General features: G+C 68.8%; 13 protein-coding genes. 7 read left to right on the forward strand and 6 right to left on the reverse strand.

Annotated elements, in window-relative coordinates; translation table 11 throughout:
* Positions 1-10 precede the first annotated feature (10 nt).
* Positions 11-1,405 (forward strand): S8 family peptidase, encoded by a 1,395-nt coding sequence (locus OG439_RS43005; RefSeq protein ID WP_326946127.1) that lies wholly within the window; start codon positions 11-13, stop codon positions 1,403-1,405.
* Between the two features lie 287 nt (positions 1,406-1,692).
* On the opposite strand, the gene OG439_RS43010 is transcribed toward OG439_RS43005, so the two are convergent.
* The 5 genes from OG439_RS43010 to sdhC all read right to left on the reverse strand — a co-directional run bounded on the left by OG439_RS43010 (position 1,693) and on the right by sdhC (position 6,171).
* Positions 1,693-2,607 (reverse strand): hypothetical protein, encoded by a 915-nt coding sequence (locus tag OG439_RS43010; protein ID WP_326946128.1) that lies wholly within the window; start codon positions 2,605-2,607, stop codon positions 1,693-1,695.
* A gap of 161 nt (positions 2,608-2,768) precedes the next feature.
* Positions 2,769-3,539: a succinate dehydrogenase iron-sulfur subunit gene (locus OG439_RS43015; RefSeq protein WP_247060754.1), complete on the reverse strand. Its 771-nt coding sequence runs from the start codon at positions 3,537-3,539 to the stop codon at positions 2,769-2,771.
* Entirely contained in the window at positions 3,539-5,293 is a 1,755-nt protein-coding gene (gene sdhA / locus OG439_RS43020; RefSeq protein WP_326946129.1) for a succinate dehydrogenase flavoprotein subunit, read from the reverse strand. The genes OG439_RS43015 and sdhA overlap by 1 nt, the downstream gene beginning before the upstream one ends.
* 19 nt (positions 5,294-5,312) lie before the next feature.
* Complete coding sequence (locus OG439_RS43025) at positions 5,313-5,726, reverse strand: succinate dehydrogenase hydrophobic membrane anchor subunit (protein ID WP_247060758.1); 414 nt, start codon at positions 5,724-5,726, stop codon at positions 5,313-5,315.
* Between the two features lies 1 nt (position 5,727).
* Complete coding sequence (sdhC, locus tag OG439_RS43030) at positions 5,728-6,171, reverse strand: succinate dehydrogenase, cytochrome b556 subunit (protein ID WP_086861784.1); 444 nt, start codon at positions 6,169-6,171, stop codon at positions 5,728-5,730.
* Positions 6,172-7,539: 1,368 nt separating this feature from the next.
* Between sdhC and OG439_RS43035 the strand changes: the two genes are divergently transcribed.
* From OG439_RS43035 to OG439_RS43060, 6 genes are all read left to right on the forward strand, one after another.
* Positions 7,540-8,682 carry a BMP family lipoprotein gene (locus tag OG439_RS43035; RefSeq protein ID WP_247060759.1) on the forward strand — a complete coding sequence of 381 codons (1,143 nt, stop codon included), beginning with the start codon at positions 7,540-7,542 and terminating at the stop codon, positions 8,680-8,682.
* 81 nt (positions 8,683-8,763) lie between these two features.
* Positions 8,764-10,335: an ABC transporter ATP-binding protein gene (locus OG439_RS43040; protein ID WP_326946130.1), complete on the forward strand. Its 1,572-nt coding sequence runs from the start codon at positions 8,764-8,766 to the stop codon at positions 10,333-10,335.
* Positions 10,332-11,420, forward strand: coding sequence for an ABC transporter permease (locus OG439_RS43045; protein ID WP_326946131.1), 1,089 nt, complete (start codon positions 10,332-10,334; stop codon positions 11,418-11,420). The genes OG439_RS43040 and OG439_RS43045 overlap by 4 nt, the downstream gene beginning before the upstream one ends.
* Entirely contained in the window at positions 11,420-12,697 is a 1,278-nt protein-coding gene (locus OG439_RS43050; protein WP_442792255.1) for an ABC transporter permease, read from the forward strand. Before OG439_RS43045 ends, OG439_RS43050 begins: the two co-directional genes overlap by 1 nt.
* Positions 12,697-13,086: a cytidine deaminase gene (locus OG439_RS43055; protein WP_247060762.1), complete on the forward strand. Its 390-nt coding sequence runs from the start codon at positions 12,697-12,699 to the stop codon at positions 13,084-13,086. Before OG439_RS43050 ends, OG439_RS43055 begins: the two co-directional genes overlap by 1 nt.
* 26 nt (positions 13,087-13,112) lie before the next feature.
* Positions 13,113-14,396 carry a thymidine phosphorylase gene (locus OG439_RS43060; protein WP_326951754.1) on the forward strand — a complete coding sequence of 428 codons (1,284 nt, stop codon included), beginning with the start codon at positions 13,113-13,115 and terminating at the stop codon, positions 14,394-14,396.
* A 204-nt stretch (positions 14,397-14,600) separates the two neighbouring features.
* Here the strand turns inward: OG439_RS43060 and OG439_RS43065 are convergent, their stop codons facing one another.
* On the reverse strand, positions 14,601-15,725 hold the full coding sequence (locus tag OG439_RS43065; RefSeq protein WP_326946132.1) for a PA containing protein: 1,125 nt from the start codon (positions 15,723-15,725) through the stop codon (positions 14,601-14,603).
* Positions 15,726-15,834 lie beyond the last annotated feature (109 nt).

The raw sequence follows: 15,834 nt of genomic DNA on the forward strand, positions 1-15,834 counted from the left end.
TGGAGGTGGAATGTCCCGTTTACGCCGAATGGCGGCTCCGCTGGCGCTGGTCGTCGGGGGTGGCCTGCTGGCCGCCGCGCCGGCCGCCGAGGCCGCCCCGGTCGCCTGCGACACCACGAGCACGGCCTACACGTACGTCGTGACCTACCAGCCGGGCACCCGCGCGTCGGCCGTCGACAAGGAGCTGGCCGCGAAGTGCGGCACGAAGGTGGCGTACTACGGCGAGATCGGCGTCGCGATCGCCAGCTCGCGCAACGCGGACTTCCAGCAGAAGATCGGCGTCTACCGGGCGTACTCGGGCGGCAAGGACGTCGCTTCCGCCGGTGCGGCCCGGTCGTCTCTCGGCGCGGTCCGGACGCTGGAGGACACCCAGTCGGTGGCCGCCGCGGGTGACCTGTCGGCGCAGCAGTGGGACATGAAGGCGATCCACGCGCCGGAGGCGAACAAGAAGTACCAGGGCAGCCGCGCGGTGACGGTCGGCGTCCTGGACTCGGGCATCGACGCCACGCACCCGGCTCTCAAGGCCGCGATCTCGCCGTCGGAGTCGGCGGGCTGCATCACGGGCGCGCCGGACCTGACGCCGGCGTCGTGGGCGCCGACGACGTCCGACCACGGAACGCACGTCGCGGGCACGATCGCGGGCAAGGACCCGGCGGCGGGCTTCACGGGCATCGCGCCGGGTGTTCGTCTGGCGTCGGTGAAGGTCGTCAACGACGACGGCTACATCTTCCCGGAGTCCGCGGTCTGCGGCTTCGTCTGGGCGGCGAAGCACGGCTTCCCGGTGACGAACAACAGCTACTACATCGACCCGGGCATGTTCTTCTGCTCCCGCGAGCCGGGCGACGCGGCGGCGTACGAAGCGGTCCGCCGCGCGATCACCTACTCGACGCACCACGGAGTCCTGAACATCTCGGCGGCGGGCAACTCGGGCTTCGACACGACAACGCAGACAACGGACCCGAACCGCCCCCACCCGGTGGATTCGTCGTGCGGCATCCTGCCCAAGGCGATCGACGGAGTGGTGACGGTGTCCTCGGTGGGCTACGCGGGCACGAAGTCGTCCTTCAGCAACTACGGCGAGATCGACGTAACGGCTCCGGGTGGCGACTTCTCGCAGACCCCGCCCACCGGCGCCGGCCCGGCGTGCCCGCTGTCATCAACGGTCTTCGGCGGCCAGTACGGCTCGAAGTGCGGCACCTCGATGGCGTCCCCACACGCGGCGGGCGTCGCGGCGCTGCTGGCGTCCCGGTTCCGGGGCATCCCACCGCAGCTGCTGTCCCGGTTCCTGACGGGCGAGGCAGACCCGGTGGCGTGCCCAACAGCCGAAGCAACCTGCTCCGGCCCCGCGCGCGACAACTCCTACTACGGCCACGGCCAGGTAAACGCCCTGGACGCAGTCCGCTAACAGGCGAACGAAAAGGCCTCCCTGCTCACGCCGGGAGGCCTTTTCACTTGCTCGGACCAGTCCGCTGATCGTTCACTTGACCGGGTGTAGTTCCCGCACTACACAAGAGACTTCAACGGCCACCAGGTGTAGCCTGACCGGACCAATGGCCCCAAGCAATGAGCCACTTGTCCTCAAGGGCTCAGGAACGGATCTTCATGTCAGGCGGCTCCGAGACGGGCGGCAACTGATCCTTCGATCAGTCCGACCCTTCGCCCGGAGCGCTTCTGGCTCCGGGCTTTCTCATTTCAGCTCTGCGAGTAGTCGGCGATGAAGCCCATCCGCTGGTTCATGGTGGGCTCTTGCGCCGAGAACTCGACGACCGTGTCCTGACCACGGCGGAATCGCTGAAGGTTCTGCGCGCCCTGGTTGCGCACCTTGAACGCGTTCGGGAAGCGGACGTTCCGGAAGATCACCCGGTGCTCGAAGCTCCCGATCGACTTGTTGAACAGGACGTCGAAGGTCTCGGGACTGGTGCCGTTCATCAAGTCGGCCGAATAGCCCGGCCAGTCCCACTCGACGGTGATCAGATCGCCCGCCTGGACCTCCGAGCCGAGGTGGATGTAGATGTCCAGCTTGGGTTTCCCGTCTCGGGAGAACGTCCAGACGGACGTGGCGTTGGCCCGGGTCCGCTCATCGACGTCTTCCTCGCCGGCGTGGAACGCTTCGCACCTCACCTTGCGCCGGTCGCGGTTCGTCAGGCGTGTACTGCCGTAGTAGACGAGGTTGACCGACACGTACCGGAGAGTTCCGTTGGAAGCCGCGTCGAGCACCAGTTCGCGTCGGCAGCGGGCGTCGCCGTTCTCCTCGATGATCACCTCTTGCCGCCATTCTCGCACCGAAAGCGGAGAGGTGGAGTGCATTTGGTCGGCGTAGGTGTGCAGGAGCTGTTCGATGTGCTTCACCTTGCCACGCAGGCGTTGCGTTCCGGCGAACGATATCGCGCTGACCAGTACGAACAAGGCTGCTGCCAGGGTTGCGAAGGTGATTCGCAGCCAGGTCAGCCCGAGTATCTGGCCGACCAGTCCAACAGTTCCGAGTGACGCCAAAGTGCTCGCCAAGGCGCGAAAATAGCCGTGCCGGAAGACGTATTCTTCGAGATCTGCGACCAGCGGTACGAGTCTGCGGGCAACGAGCCTGCGGAGGTCTGAAGCAGCACCCATTGCGCTCGCTTCCTGTAGTCGGGCCACGCCTTAGGGGCCTCGTTTCCGGTAACTCGCCAGGCTAGCCTAACTGCACACCGTCGCCCAATAGTGCATTCGGTGCACAAACTGAAGGGCCCTCCGACGTAGTCGCCGGAGGGCCCTTCAGTGTTGCGCTTAACCTAGACGCGCTTGAAGAGCAGGGCTCGCTTTACTTCCTGGATCGCCTTTGTCACCTGGATGCCTCGGGGGCAGGCGTCCGTGCAGTTGAACGTTGTGCGGCAGCGCCACACACCCTCGCCGTCGTTCAGGATGTCCAAGCGCTCCTCCGCCCCTTCGTCCCGGGAGTCGAAGATGAAGCGGTGGGCGTTGACGATCGCCGCAGGGCCGAAGTACGACCCGTCGTTCCAGTACACCGGGCACGACGATGTGCAGCACGCGCACAGGATGCACTTCGTCGTGTCGTCGAAGCGGTCGCGGTCCGCCTGGGACTGGATGCGCTCGCGCGTCGGCTCGTTGCCGTACGTGATCAAGTACGGCTTGATCGCGCGGTACGCCTCGAAGAACGGGTCCATGTCGACGTACAGGTCCTTCAACGTCGTCAGGCCCTTGATCGGGGCGATCGTGATCGTCGTCGGCTTGCCGTCCTTGGCCAGCAGGTCCTTCATCAGGACCTTGCAGGCCAGCCGGTTGATGCCGTTGATCTGCATCGCGTCCGAACCACACACGCCGTGGGCGCACGAGCGGCGGAACGAGAACGTGCCGTCGATGTAGTCCTTGACGTGGAACAGCAGGTTCAGCAAGCGGTCGGTGCGCTGCGCCGGGACCTCGTACGACTCCCAGTGCGGCTCGGTGTCGACCTCCGGGTTGAACCGCAGGATCTTCAGCGTGACCGTGATCGGGGTGTGCTCGTCGGACGCGGAAGACGAAGGAGCTTCGGCAATGGCAGTCATCAGTACTTCCGCTCCATCGGTTCGTAGCGGGTGAAGGTAACCGGCTTGTAGTCGAGCCGGATGTCGGAAGCAAGATCGGAACCCTGCTTGTACGCCATGGTGTGCCGCATGAAGTTCGTGTCGTCGCGGGTCGGGTAGTCCTCGCGGGCGTGGCCGCCGCGGGACTCCTTGCGCGCGATCGCGCCGACGATCAGCACCTCGGCCAGCTCCAGCAGGAAGCCCAGCTCGACGGCCTCGAGCAGGTCGGTGTTGTACCGCTTGCCCTTGTCCGACACGGTGATCCGCTCGTACCGCGCCTTCAGCGCCTGGATGTCGGTCAGCGCCTGCTTCAGCGTGTCCTCGGTCCGGTACACCGACGCGTGCGAGTCCATCGTCTGCTGCATTTCCTTGCGGATGTCGGCGACGCGCTCGTCGCCGTGCTCCGACAGCAGGCCCGCCAGCTGTTCCTCGACCATCGTGGTCGGGTTCTCCGGCAGCTCGACGTGCTCGTGCGCCAGCGCGTACTCCGCGGCCGCGATGCCGGCGCGCCGGCCGAACACGTTGATATCCAGCAGCGAGTTCGTGCCCAGGCGGTTCGAGCCGTGCACGGACACGCACGCGACCTCGCCCGCGGCGTACAGGCCGGGGATGACGTTCTCGTTGTCCCGCAGCGCTTCGCCGTGGATGTTGGTCGGGATGCCGCCCATCACGTAGTGGCAGGTCGGGAACACCGGCACCGGCTCCTTGACCGGGTCGACGCCCAGGTAGGTCCGGGAGAACTCCATGATGTCCGGGAGCTTCGCGTTCAGCGTCTCCTCGGGGATGTGCGTGACGTCCAGGACGACGTAGTCCTTGTTCGGCCCGCACCCGCGGCCCTGCAGCACTTCCTGCACCATCGAGCGCGCCACGATGTCGCGCGGCGCGAGGTCCTTGATGGTGGGGGCGTAGCGCTCCATGAACCGCTCGCCGTCGGCGTTGCGCAGGATCCCGCCCTCGCCGCGGACGGCCTCGGAGATCAGGATGCCCAGGCCCGCGAGGCCGGTCGGGTGGAACTGGAAGAACTCCATGTCCTCCAGCGGCAGGCCCTTGCGGAAGATGATGCCGAGGCCGTCACCGGTGAGGGTGTGCGCGTTCGACGTCGTCTTGAAGATCTTGCCCGCGCCGCCGGTGGCCATCACGATCGACTTCGCCTGGAAGACGTGCAGCTCGCCGGTGGCCAGCTCGTAGGCGACGACGCCGGACGCGACCGGGTTGCCTTCCTCGTCCGGGCTGGTGACGAGGTCGAGCACGTAGAACTCGTTGAAGAACTCCGTGCCGTACTTGACGCAGTTTTGGTAAAGCGTCTGCAGGATCATGTGGCCGGTGCGGTCCGCGGCGTAGCAGGCGCGGCGGACCGCGGCCTTGCCGTGGTCACGGGTGTGCCCGCCGAAACGCCGCTGGTCGATCTTGCCCTCGGGCGTGCGGTTGAACGGCAGGCCCATCTTCTCGAGGTCGAGGACCGCGTCGATGGCCTCCTTCGCCATGATCTCCGCGGCGTCCTGGTCGACCAGGTAGTCGCCGCCCTTGATCGTGTCGAATGTGTGCCACTCCCAGTTGTCCTCTTCGACGTTCGCCAGCGCGGCGCACATGCCGCCCTGGGCCGCGCCGGTGTGGGACCGGGTCGGGTAGAGCTTGGTGAGGACCGCCGTACGGGTGCGCTGGCCGGACTCGATGGCCGCGCGCATCCCGGCGCCGCCGGCGCCGACGATCACCACGTCGTACTTGTGGAACTGCATGGTGGGAGCTCTCCGGGCTTCAGTTCGCGGGCATGTTCGGGTCGAACGTGAAGATCACCATGGTGCCGACGGCCAGGATCAGGACCATGGACACGTACAGCAGGATCTTCAGCCAGAACCGCGTGCTGTCCTTGCGGGCGTAGTCGTCGATGATGGTGCGCAGCCCGTTGCCGCCGTGGATCTCGGCGAGCCAGAGCATCGCCAGGTCCCAGAACTGCCAGAACGGGGACGCCCAGCGGCCGGCGACGAAGCCCCAGTTGATCCGGTGCACACCGCCGTCGAGGATGTTCATGATCAGCAGGTGGCCGAGCACCAGGATGATCAACGCCAGGCCGGAGATCCGCATGAACAGCCAGCTGTAGAGCTCGAAGTTGCTGCGGCGGGCGGCGGGACGCTTCGGCGCGCGGGGGTTCGCGAGGGCGAGGTCGGCCATGTCAGTTACCCCCGAAGAGCGTTTCGACGGTGCGCTTCAGCATGAAGAACGCACCGGGGACCATCACGACGACCCAGACCACGCCGATCACCCACAGCATCGCCTTCTGCAGCTTCGGACCCTTCGACCAGAAGTCGACGAGCATGACGCGGATGCCGTTGAGCGCGTGGAACAGCACCGCGCCGACCAGGCCCACCTCGAGGAGGTTGACGATCGGGGTCTTGTACGTCTCGATGACCTGGTCGTACGTGTTCGGCGACACGCGCACCAGCGCGGTGTCGAGCACGTGCACGAACAGGAAGAAGAATGTGAGCACGCCGGTGATGCGGTGCAGCACCCAGGACCACATGCCGGGGTCGCCCCGGTAGAAGGTCCCCTGCCGGCGTGAGGCACCCGCCCGATCGCTCGCCCCTGCCTCAGTGGCAGTGCTCGCCGTGGTGGACATCGGTGAACGGCCTCCAACGTCTGACTTGTGCCCGGGTGACCGGTGAGGTCCGCACTGATCGTCGCTGGTCCACTGGGGACGAACTACGGCGGCAATGCCGAGATCAAGGGTCATCGAGCGTGGATGCCAAGGATGCTAGACCCGCCTCGGACGGACGGCTCACCTCCGGGTTCCCCTCTGTGATGGACCAGACACCGGAGTGGTGCCAGGGCCACCCGGAGGTGTGGTCTGGAGCACACGGGTGACGGCTTTCGGGGCGCCCCAGCGGGTATCGGCTCTACCTGCGGCGCACGCGTCGCGATGTGGGCGCCGTCACAGCCAATGGGGGTCCACTGTGGACGCTGAGTGCACGGGTGGCGCGCCGTTCGCCCGCCTGGCGGACCCTCGTCCGGGTGCCGGGTGCCGGGTGCCGGGTGCCGGGTGCCGGGTGCCGGGTGCCGGGTGCCGAGGTGTGGCGCTGGGTGCAGGGCGCTGGAGTGCCGGGCTCGCTCCGGCTGGCGCCTGCTCACGCGTGCTCCGGATGACCACTCGCTCGCGCACACGTCCGGGCGGTGCCGGGCTCGCTCCGGCCGGTCCGGGTCACGAGCGCTCCGGAGGGTGCCTCGCTCGCGCACGCGTCCGGGCGGTAAGGGTGCCGGGCTCGCACCGGCCGGTGTCCGGCTCGCCGGTGTTCCGGAGGACGCCCCGCTCGCGCACGCGCCCCGGGGAGTGCCGGGTGCCGGGGATTGCGCGGGTGCCGGGTTCGCGCTCGCCCGGTCGTCATCCGGCTCGCCCGGTCGTCATCCGGCTCGCGCGATCGTCATCCGGCTCACGCTCGCTCCAGGGGACGCCTGGCCACGTCCTGGCGGCCCCCAGCGCCGGGTGCCGCGCTCGCTCCGAGCGGCCTGCCTCCAGCCGCCTCTCGCCGCCGCCCCGCGCCCCGCGAATCGCTTCGGTCGAACCCCGTCCCCCACCCTCTCCGGGGGGACGTCCCCAGTCCAGTCTATCGGCGCCCCCCGACAGCCAGGCCTGAAACGGCCGGCACCGAGAGTCTTGTCCACAACCGCCGAACGGTGTGGACAACCCGACGCGACCGGCACCCACCTTCGGCACGTTCCGTGACAATCGGTGGCATTTTGGCCGTCCCGGACGCCGTGAAGGTGTCGAGAAGCCACCGAAAGCGACTCGCGGTGCTCCTGGTGATCACGTTGGGTGTACATCTCGTCGCGCGTGCGACTCGTGAGTAAACGTTTGTGTTACGTAGCGTGCCTTTCCTATGGCGCTTTCCTGTCCGTTGGGTACGGTCTGGCGGTCGACCCGGCAGTTGGGCCGGGACGCGCCCTTGACCATCCGCTGGATCAGCGGGGAGGGAGACACACGTTGCGTCGCATGCGTGGAACCGCGCTGGCCGCCGTGGCCATGGCCGGGGTGCTCACCCTGGCCGGGTGCGCCAAGGACTCGAGCGGTGGCAGCAGTAACAACAGTGCCGCGCCTTCGTCGGGCGGTTCGGACTGCGTCACCGCGCAGAAGCCGCCCGCGGCGCCCGCCGTCGCCTCCAGCAGCACCGCCGCCACCGGCAAGGTCGACGGCAGCCAGCTGAAGATCGGCCTGGCCTTCGACGTCGGCGGCCGGGGTGACGCGTCCTTCAACGACGCCGCCGCCGCGGGCACCGACAAGGCCAAGTCCGACCTGGGCGTGACGACGGTCAACGAGAGCACCGCGTCCGCCAGCGAGGCCGAGTCGGCCAAGCAGCAGCGCCTCGAGCAGATGGCTTCGCAGGGCCTCAACCCGATCGTCGCCGTCGGCTTCGCCTACGCCGACTCCGTCAAGGCCGTCGCGGCCAAGTACCCGAACACCAAGTTCGCGATCGTCGACGACGACTCGATCACGCTCCCCAACGTGACGCCGCTGGTGTTCGCCGAGGAGCAGGGCTCGTTCCTGGCCGGCGTCGCCGCCGCGTACAAGAGCAAGAGCTGCCACGTCGGCTTCGTCGGCGGTGTCAACACCCCGCTGATCCAGAAGTTCGAGGCCGGCTTCCTGCAGGGCGCGAAGACCGTTTCCAGCAAGATCAAGATCGAGGACGAGTACCTCACGCCGGCCGGTGACTTCTCCGGGTTCCAGGACCCGCCGAAGGGCAACGCGAAGGCGCAGGCCGAGATCGCCAAGGGCGCGGACGTCATCTACCACGCCGCCGGCGCCTCCGGTAAGGGCGTCTTCGACGCCGCCAAGTCGGGCAACGCGCTGGCCATCGGCGTCGACTCCGACCAGTACAACCAGAAGACCGTCGCGGCCGACAAGGACGTCATCATCACGTCCATGCTCAAGCGCGTCGACGTCGCGGTGTTCTCCTACATCCAGGCTGTCGCCAAGGGTGACCTGACGACCCTGCCGAAGCGGTTCGACCTCAAGGTCGACGGCGTCGGTTACGCCACCTCCGGTGGCAAGGTCGACGACATCAAGGACGTCCTGGACGGGTACAAGGCCCAGATCATCTCGGGCGCGATCACCGTTTCGGACAAGCCGCAGAAGTAACTGACAACGCGGACAGGGCTCGGAGGGGTTTCTCCCCTCCGAGCCCTCACGTGTTTTGACAGAGATGGAACTCTCCCGCCCATGAGCACTGCCGAGGCCCCGGCCGCGGCCGTCCCCGACCGGGGCGTGCCCGCCGTCCAGCTGACCGGGATCACCAAACGTTTCCCTGGCGTGGTGGCCAACTCCGACGTCAACCTCACCGTCGCCGCCGGCGAGGTGCACGCCATCTGTGGTGAGAACGGCGCCGGCAAGTCCACCCTGATGAAGATCCTTTACGGCATGCAGCCGCCGGACGAGGGCACCATCGCGATCAACGGCGACGAGGTGAAACTGCGCAACCCGCAGGACGCCATCCGCGCCGGCATCGGCATGGTGCACCAGCACTTCATGCTCGCCGACAACCTCACAGTCGGCGAGAACGTCTTCCTCGGCGCCGAGGGCCTGCACGGCATCGGCCGCGCCGCCCGCGCCCGGCTGGCGGAGCTCGCGCAGCGGACCGGCCTGCGCGCGAAGCCGGAAACGCTGCTGGAGGAGCTCGGCGTCGCCGACCGCCAGCGCGTCGAAATCGTCAAGGTGCTCTACCGCGGCGCCAAGATCATCATCCTGGACGAGCCGACCGCGGTGCTCGTGCCGCAGGAGGTCGACGCGCTCTTCGCGACCGTCCGGGAGATGAAGGCCGACGGCTACACGTTCCTCTTCATCTCGCACAAGCTCGACGAGGTGCGCGCGATCGCCGACACCGTCACGGTGATCCGCCGCGGCACCACCGTCGGCACGGCCGACCCCAAGACCATCACCTCGCGCCAGCTCGCCGAGATGATGGTCGGCTCCGAGCTGCCCAGCCCGGAGACCCGCGAGTCCACCGTCACCGACCGGGCCGTGCTGCGGCTGACCGGGCTGACGCTGGGCGCCGAGGGCTCCGACCGCAACGCGCTCGACGACATCACCTTCACCGTGCGCGCGGGCGAGGTGCTCGGCGTCGCCGGTGTCGAGGGCAACGGCCAGACCGAGCTCGTCGAGACGATCATGGGTATGCGCAAGGCATCCGGCGGCACGATCGAACTGGTCGACGCCGAGGGCGTGGCCCGCGACCTGACGAAGGCGGGCACGCTGGCCCGCCGCGAGGCGGGCATCGGCTACATCGCCGAGGACCGCACGCGGCACAGCCTGCTGCTCACGCAACCGTTGTGGGTCAACCGGATGCTCGGTTACCAGACCCGCGAACCCGTCTCCAAAGGACAGTTGCTCGACATCGCGGGCACGCGCGCGGACACCGAGCGGATCGTGCGCGAGTACGACGTCCGCACGCCGGGGATCGACGTCCCGGCGGCGGCGCTCTCGGGCGGCAACCAGCAGAAGCTGATCGTCGGGCGGGAGCTGTCCGGCAACCCGGTGCTGCTCATCGCCTCGCACCCCACGCGCGGTGTCGACGTCGGCGCGCAGGCGCTGATCTGGGAGAACATCCGCCAGGCCCGCGCCGCCGGCCTCGCCGTGCTGCTGATCTCGGCCGACCTCGACGAGCTCATCGGCCTGTCCGACACGATCCGCGTCATGCTGCGCGGGCGGCTCGTCAGCGAAGCCGACCCCGCGACCGTGACGCCGCAGGAACTGGGCTCGGCGATGACCGGCGCCGGAGAGGGTGACGACGAATGACCTCCTGGCGCACGAAACTGCTGCCACCGCTGCTGGCGATCGCGTTCGCCGTGCTGCTGTCGGCGATCGCGCTGGTCATCTCGGGGGCCGACCCGCTCGAGGCGTACGGCACGATGATCGGCCAGATGTTCAAGGGCTCGACCGCGGTCGACACCGCGAACCTCGCGACCGTGTACTACCTGTCCGGGCTCGCTGTGGCCATCGGCTTCCAGATGAACCTCTTCAACATCGGCGTCGAGGGCCAGTACCGGTTCGCCGCGGTCGTCGCGGCCATCGCCGGCGGCGCGCTGAACCTGCCGCCGGTGATCCACACGCTGGTCATCCTCATCGTCGCGGTCGTCGCCGGTGCGGCGTACGCGGCGGTCCCGGCGATCCTCAAGGTCACCCGAGGGGTGAGCGAGGTGATCGCGACGATCATGCTGAACTCGATCGTCGGCGGGATCATCGCCTTCCTCATCAACGCCGACCAGTTCGGCGTGCAGCGGGGCAACAACATCGGGACCCGGGAGATCGCGCCGTCCGGCCGGATCCCGGGCATCCCGCTCGGCTCGGGCACGCTCTTCGGCTTCGTGATCATCGCGGCGATCATCGGCGCCGCCTACTGGTTCATGCTCAACCGCACGCGGTTCGGCTTCGAGCTCAAGGCGTCCGGCGAGTCGACCACCGCGGCCGCCGCGGGTGGCGTCAACGCCAAGAAGATGACGCTGATCGCGATGGTGCTCTCGGGCGGCGTCGCCGGCCTGGTCGCCATGCCGGAGCTGCTCGGCCGCGACTACACCTACGGCATCACCTCGACGCAGATGTACGGCTTCACCGGCATCGCGGTCGCGCTGCTGGGCCGCAACCACCCCGGCGGCATCGCGCTCGGCGCGCTGCTGTGGGCGTTCCTGGACACCTCCGCGGTGTCGCTGGAGCAGATCAACGTGTCCAAGGAGATCGCGACGATCATGCAGGGCATCATCGTGCTGTCGGTCGTCGTGGCGTACGAGATCGTGCGGCGCGCCGACCTGGCCGCCGAACAACGAAGAGTCGGCCGCGCACTCAGCGGCAAGAGCACTTCGGTCGCCGGGGGAGGTGCCGTCTGATGGCCGTCACCGACGTTTCCCGGCCTGACGCCGGCAGCCCCGGCGCGATGCCGGTGCACCGCAAGCGGCCCCGCGTCCCCGGCTGGCTCCGCGGCGTCATCTGGGCCGTGATCGCCATCGCCGTCGTCTCGACGGCGTCGTACTCCACCGGCGTCTCGACGCTGACGTCGTCCAACACCGCGTCGACGGCGTTGCGCCTGGCCCTGCCGATCCTGCTGTGCGCGCTCGGCGGCCTCTGGGCCGAACGCGCCGGCGTCGTCAACATCGGGCTCGAGGGCATGATGATCCTCGGGACCTGGGGCGCCGCCTGGGGTTCGTACAACGGCGGGGTGTGGGTCGGCCTGCTGGCCGCGCTCGTGTTCGGCGCGCTGGGCGGCCTGCTGCACGCGGTGGCGACGGTGACGTTCAACGTCAACCACATCGTCTCCGGCGTCGCGATCAACCTGCTGGGCCTCGGCGTCACGAAGTACCTGGCGAACCTGATCTTCGAGCCGATCTCCGGCAACCCGCGGCAGTCGCCGGTGGTGCCGAAGTTCGACACCTACTCGGCTTCGGGCCTGTCCGACTGGCTCGGTGACCTCGAAAAGGAGCAGCGCGTCGGGATCTCCGACGTCGCCGGCATCCTCCGCGGGCTCGTCACCGAGGTGGCGCCGCTGACGATGATCGCGATCATCCTGGTGCCGGTGAGCTTCTGGGTCCTGTGGCGCACGCGCTTCGGCCTGCGGCTGCGCTCGTGCGGCGAGAACCCGGTGGCCGCGGAGTCCCTCGGTGTCAACGTCTACCGGCACAAGTACGTCGCGATGCTGATCTCGGGCGCGTTCGCCGGGATGGGCGGCGCGTCGCTGGTGCTGCTGCGCGGCGGCGCGGACTACCTGGAGAACCAGACCAACGGCCGCGGTTACATCGGCCTCGCGGCGATGATCTTCGGCAACTGGCGCCCGGGCGGCCTCCTCGGCGGCGCGGCGCTGTTCGGTTACGCCGACGGCCTGCAGCTCTCGGGCGGCGGTGAAGCGGTGCTCGCGCTGCTGTACGGCGCGGTGATCCTGGTCGCCGTGATCGTCGTCGTCCAGCTGTTCCGCAAGCAGTGGATCGCGGCCGGGCTCGGCGTCGTCGGCGCCGGGATCCTGTACTTGATCTACTGGGCCAACGACACGCTGCCGTCGGACCTGATCCCGTACACCGCGCACTTCGTGACGCTGATCGTGCTCGCCGTCGCCTCGCAGCGGCTGCGGCCGCCGAAGGCCGACGGGCAGCCGTACCGGCGGGGTGAGGACTAGTGTCTACAGTGGACTGGGACGCGCTGCGTTCTCGCGCTATCGAAGCGGCTTCCCATGCGTACGCGCCTTATTCGGGCCTGCACGTCGGGGTCGCCGGGATCGTCGACGACGGCCGCGTGGTCATCGGCTGCAACGTCGAGAACGCCTCCTACGGGCTCGGGCTCTGCGCGGAGTGCACGATGGCCGGGCAGCTGCGCCTGTCCGGCGGCGGCAAGCTGGTCGCCGTCGCGTGCCGCAGCGGCGCCGGTGACCTGCTGATGCCGTGCGGGCGCTGCCGGCAGATCCTGTTCGAGCTGGGCGGCTCCGCTTGCCTGGTGGACACGCCGAGCGGCATCCTGCCGATGTCGGACGTGCTGCCGGACGCCTTCGGCCCGGACGACCTGCCGTGAGCGAGCTTGCGAGCGAACCATCGGCACTGCGGGCGTTCTCGGCAGTAGACGTGATTCGTGCGAAGCGGGACGGCGGCCGGTTGTCCGACGAGCAGATCGACTGGGTCGTCGACGCCTACACCCAGGGCGTCGTCGCCGAGGAGCAGATGTCGGCGCTGGCGATGGCGATCTTCCTGCGGGGTATGGACTCTGAGGAGATATCCCGCTGGACCGGCGCGATGATCGCGTCGGGGGAGCGGCTCTCGCTGGACGTCTCGCGCCCGACCGTCGACAAGCACTCGACCGGCGGGGTCGGCGACAAGATCACGCTGCCGCTGGCTCCGCTGGTGGCCGCGTGCGGCGCGGCGGTGCCGCAGCTGTCCGGCCGCGGGCTCGGGCACACCGGCGGCACGCTCGACAAGCTGGAGTCGATCCCCGGCTGGCGGGCTTCGCTGTCCACGGCGGAGATCGCGCGTCAGCTGGAGGACGTCGGCGCGGTGGTCTGCGCGGCGACGTCCGGGCTTGCTCCTGCCGACAAGAAGCTGTACGCGCTGCGGGACGTGACGTCGACGGTCGAGTCGATCCCGCTGATCGCCAGCTCGATCATGAGCAAGAAGATCGCGGAAGGCGCGTCCGGGCTGGTCCTGGACGTGAAGTTCGGGTCCGGCGCGTTCATGAAGACGCTCGACCAGGCGCGCACGCTCGCCTCGACGCTGACGTCGATCGGCGTCGCGCACGGCGTCCCGACGACGGCGCTGCTGACCGACATGAACGTCCCGCTGGGGCGCGCGGTTGGCAACGCGGTCGAGGTGGCGGAGTCGGTTTCCGTCCTGCAGGGCGGCGGCCCGTCGGACGTCGTCGAGCTGACGCTGGCTTTGGCCCGGGAGATGCTGGCGCTGGCGGGGATCTCCACGGACCCGGCCGAGGTGCTGGCGTCGGGCGAGGCGTACGAGACGTGGTGCCGGATGATCTCGGCCCAGGGCGGCGACCCGTCGGCGCCGCTGCCCAAGCCGTCGCACATCCACACTGTGGTCGCCCCGGCCTCCGGGGTGCTGGCTTCGCTGGACGCCTACGCGGTGGGCGTCGCCTCGTGGCGGCTGGGCGCGGGCCGGGCCCGCAAGGAGGACCCGGTCCAGGCCGCGGCGGGCGTGCTGTGCCTGGCCAAGCCGGGCGACGCGGTCACCGAGGGCGAGCCGCTGCTGGAACTGCACACGGACACGCCGTCCGCCGTCCCGGCAGCCCTGGCGGCCCTCGAAGGCGGCTTCACGGTGGCCGCCGAGGCTCCTGCCGCGGCTCCGATTGTCCGGGAGACGATCCACGGCACGGTGTGATGATCATCGCGAAGATGATCACCCGACCGAGTGACGTCCGAAGTCGTATCCCGCGTGATTGAGCCCGGAACTCGCGTGACCAGAGCCGGTACGGCCCCAGACACGCGAGTTCCGGCCCCGATCACGTGAGTCACGGCTCCAGACACGTGAGATACGAGAAGGCCCCCACCGGCGTACCGGTGGGGGCCTCTTCGACTGGCTTGCTTACTCCGTGGGCTCTTCCGGGCCTTCGCCCGGCTTGGCCTTGGCGTCGGCCGGCTTGGGGGCGCGGCCGTTGCGGGAGCTGCGACGCGGCTGGCGCGGGGCCGGCGGCGGGGGCGAGATCTGCTGCACGGCGGGGCCGCCGCCGAGCATGAGCTCCGCGAACGTCGCCATCGCCTCGTCGAGCTGGCCGCCGATGCGGCGGACGCTCTCGTCGTTGCTCTTGCGCACCAGGGTGTCGAGCGAGTCGGTGTCCGGCTGCTTGGACAGCGTGCCCTCGACCTTGGACAGCCCGGCCTTGAGCGCGCCGTCGAGGTCGCCGATGCCGGACAGGAAGCCGTCTTCCACCTTGTCGAGGCGGCCGGCCAGGTCGTCGAGGCGGGTGGTGACCGTCTCGAGGCGGTTGCCGAGCTTCTCCAGGCGGTCCGAGGCGTCGATCATCTCGCCGGTCTCGGTCAGCGCGACCTTGAGCGCCTCGGTGTTCGCGCCGATCCGCTCGCCGGTGACGCGGTCCAGCTCGCCGATCCGCTCCTGCGTGACGCGGCTCAGCTCGTCGACCTTGTTCCGCAGCTCGTGGTCGGCGTGGTCGACGCGGTCGCGCAGCGACGCCTCGCTCTGCTCGATCCGCTCGCGGACCGGGCCGAGCACCGACTGCGGGATCGAGTCGAGCTTCGCGTCCTGCTTGTCGAGGTGGCCGCCGACCTCGTCGATCCGGCGGTGGATGTTCTGGAGCTTGTCCTCGAGTCCGTCCATCCGGCCCGCGACGCCCTCGAAGCGCGAGGCCATGCCGTCGAGGCGGCCGTCGAGCTGCGCGAACGGCTTGGCCAGCTTGTCGACGATGCTCTCGACGGCGCGGGTCAGCGCGGCGATGGCGTTGTCCTGGGCCTCCAGCCGGGACATCGTCTCGTCGAGGCGCTCGGCCAGGACGCTGACCTCGGTGCGGTCGGGCATCTCGGACAGCCGCTTGCGGACCGCGCCCAGCGAGTCGACCGGCGCGAGGCGGGCGTAGATGTCGTCGAGCGCGTCGAAGATCTGCTGCTGCTCGCTCTCACGCACTTCGGCCGCGCGCACCAGCATGTTGCGCATCCGGTCGAAGGACGGGGCGGCAATGTGGTTGTCAGTGGTCACTGCTGTGTGTCCTTCGTCGGCGGGGAAATGGAGGGACGTGCCACGAAGCTTAACGATTGCGAAATTGCTGTGCGTATGGCCCCCGTGAAGCGGGTATTGCGGAGGCCGC

The sequence above is a fragment of the Amycolatopsis sp. NBC_01307 genome (assembly GCF_035975215.1).
Lineage (GTDB): Bacteria > Actinomycetota > Actinomycetes > Mycobacteriales > Pseudonocardiaceae > Amycolatopsis.

Excerpts from the sequence above, each read along its gene's own strand:
- OG439_RS43025 (WP_247060758.1), bottom strand. The coding sequence starts at position 5,726 with ATGGCCGACCTCGCCCTCGCGAACCCCCGCGCGCCGAAGCGTCCCGCC.
- OG439_RS43005 (WP_326946127.1), top strand. The coding sequence starts at position 11 with ATGTCCCGTTTACGCCGAATGGCGGCTCCGCTGGCGCTGGTCGTCGGG.
- OG439_RS43045 (WP_326946131.1), top strand. The coding sequence starts at position 10,332 with ATGACCTCCTGGCGCACGAAACTGCTGCCACCGCTGCTGGCGATCGCG.
- sdhA (WP_326946129.1), bottom strand. The coding sequence starts at position 5,293 with ATGCAGTTCCACAAGTACGACGTGGTGATCGTCGGCGCCGGCGGCGCC.
- sdhC (WP_086861784.1), bottom strand. The coding sequence starts at position 6,171 with ATGTCCACCACGGCGAGCACTGCCACTGAGGCAGGGGCGAGCGATCGG.
- OG439_RS43050 (WP_442792255.1), top strand. The coding sequence starts at position 11,420 with ATGGCCGTCACCGACGTTTCCCGGCCTGACGCCGGCAGCCCCGGCGCG.
- OG439_RS43010 (WP_326946128.1), bottom strand. The coding sequence starts at position 2,607 with ATGGGTGCTGCTTCAGACCTCCGCAGGCTCGTTGCCCGCAGACTCGTA.
- OG439_RS43040 (WP_326946130.1), top strand. The coding sequence starts at position 8,764 with ATGAGCACTGCCGAGGCCCCGGCCGCGGCCGTCCCCGACCGGGGCGTG.
- OG439_RS43035 (WP_247060759.1), top strand. The coding sequence starts at position 7,540 with ATGCGTGGAACCGCGCTGGCCGCCGTGGCCATGGCCGGGGTGCTCACC.
- OG439_RS43015 (WP_247060754.1), bottom strand. The coding sequence starts at position 3,539 with ATGACTGCCATTGCCGAAGCTCCTTCGTCTTCCGCGTCCGACGAGCAC.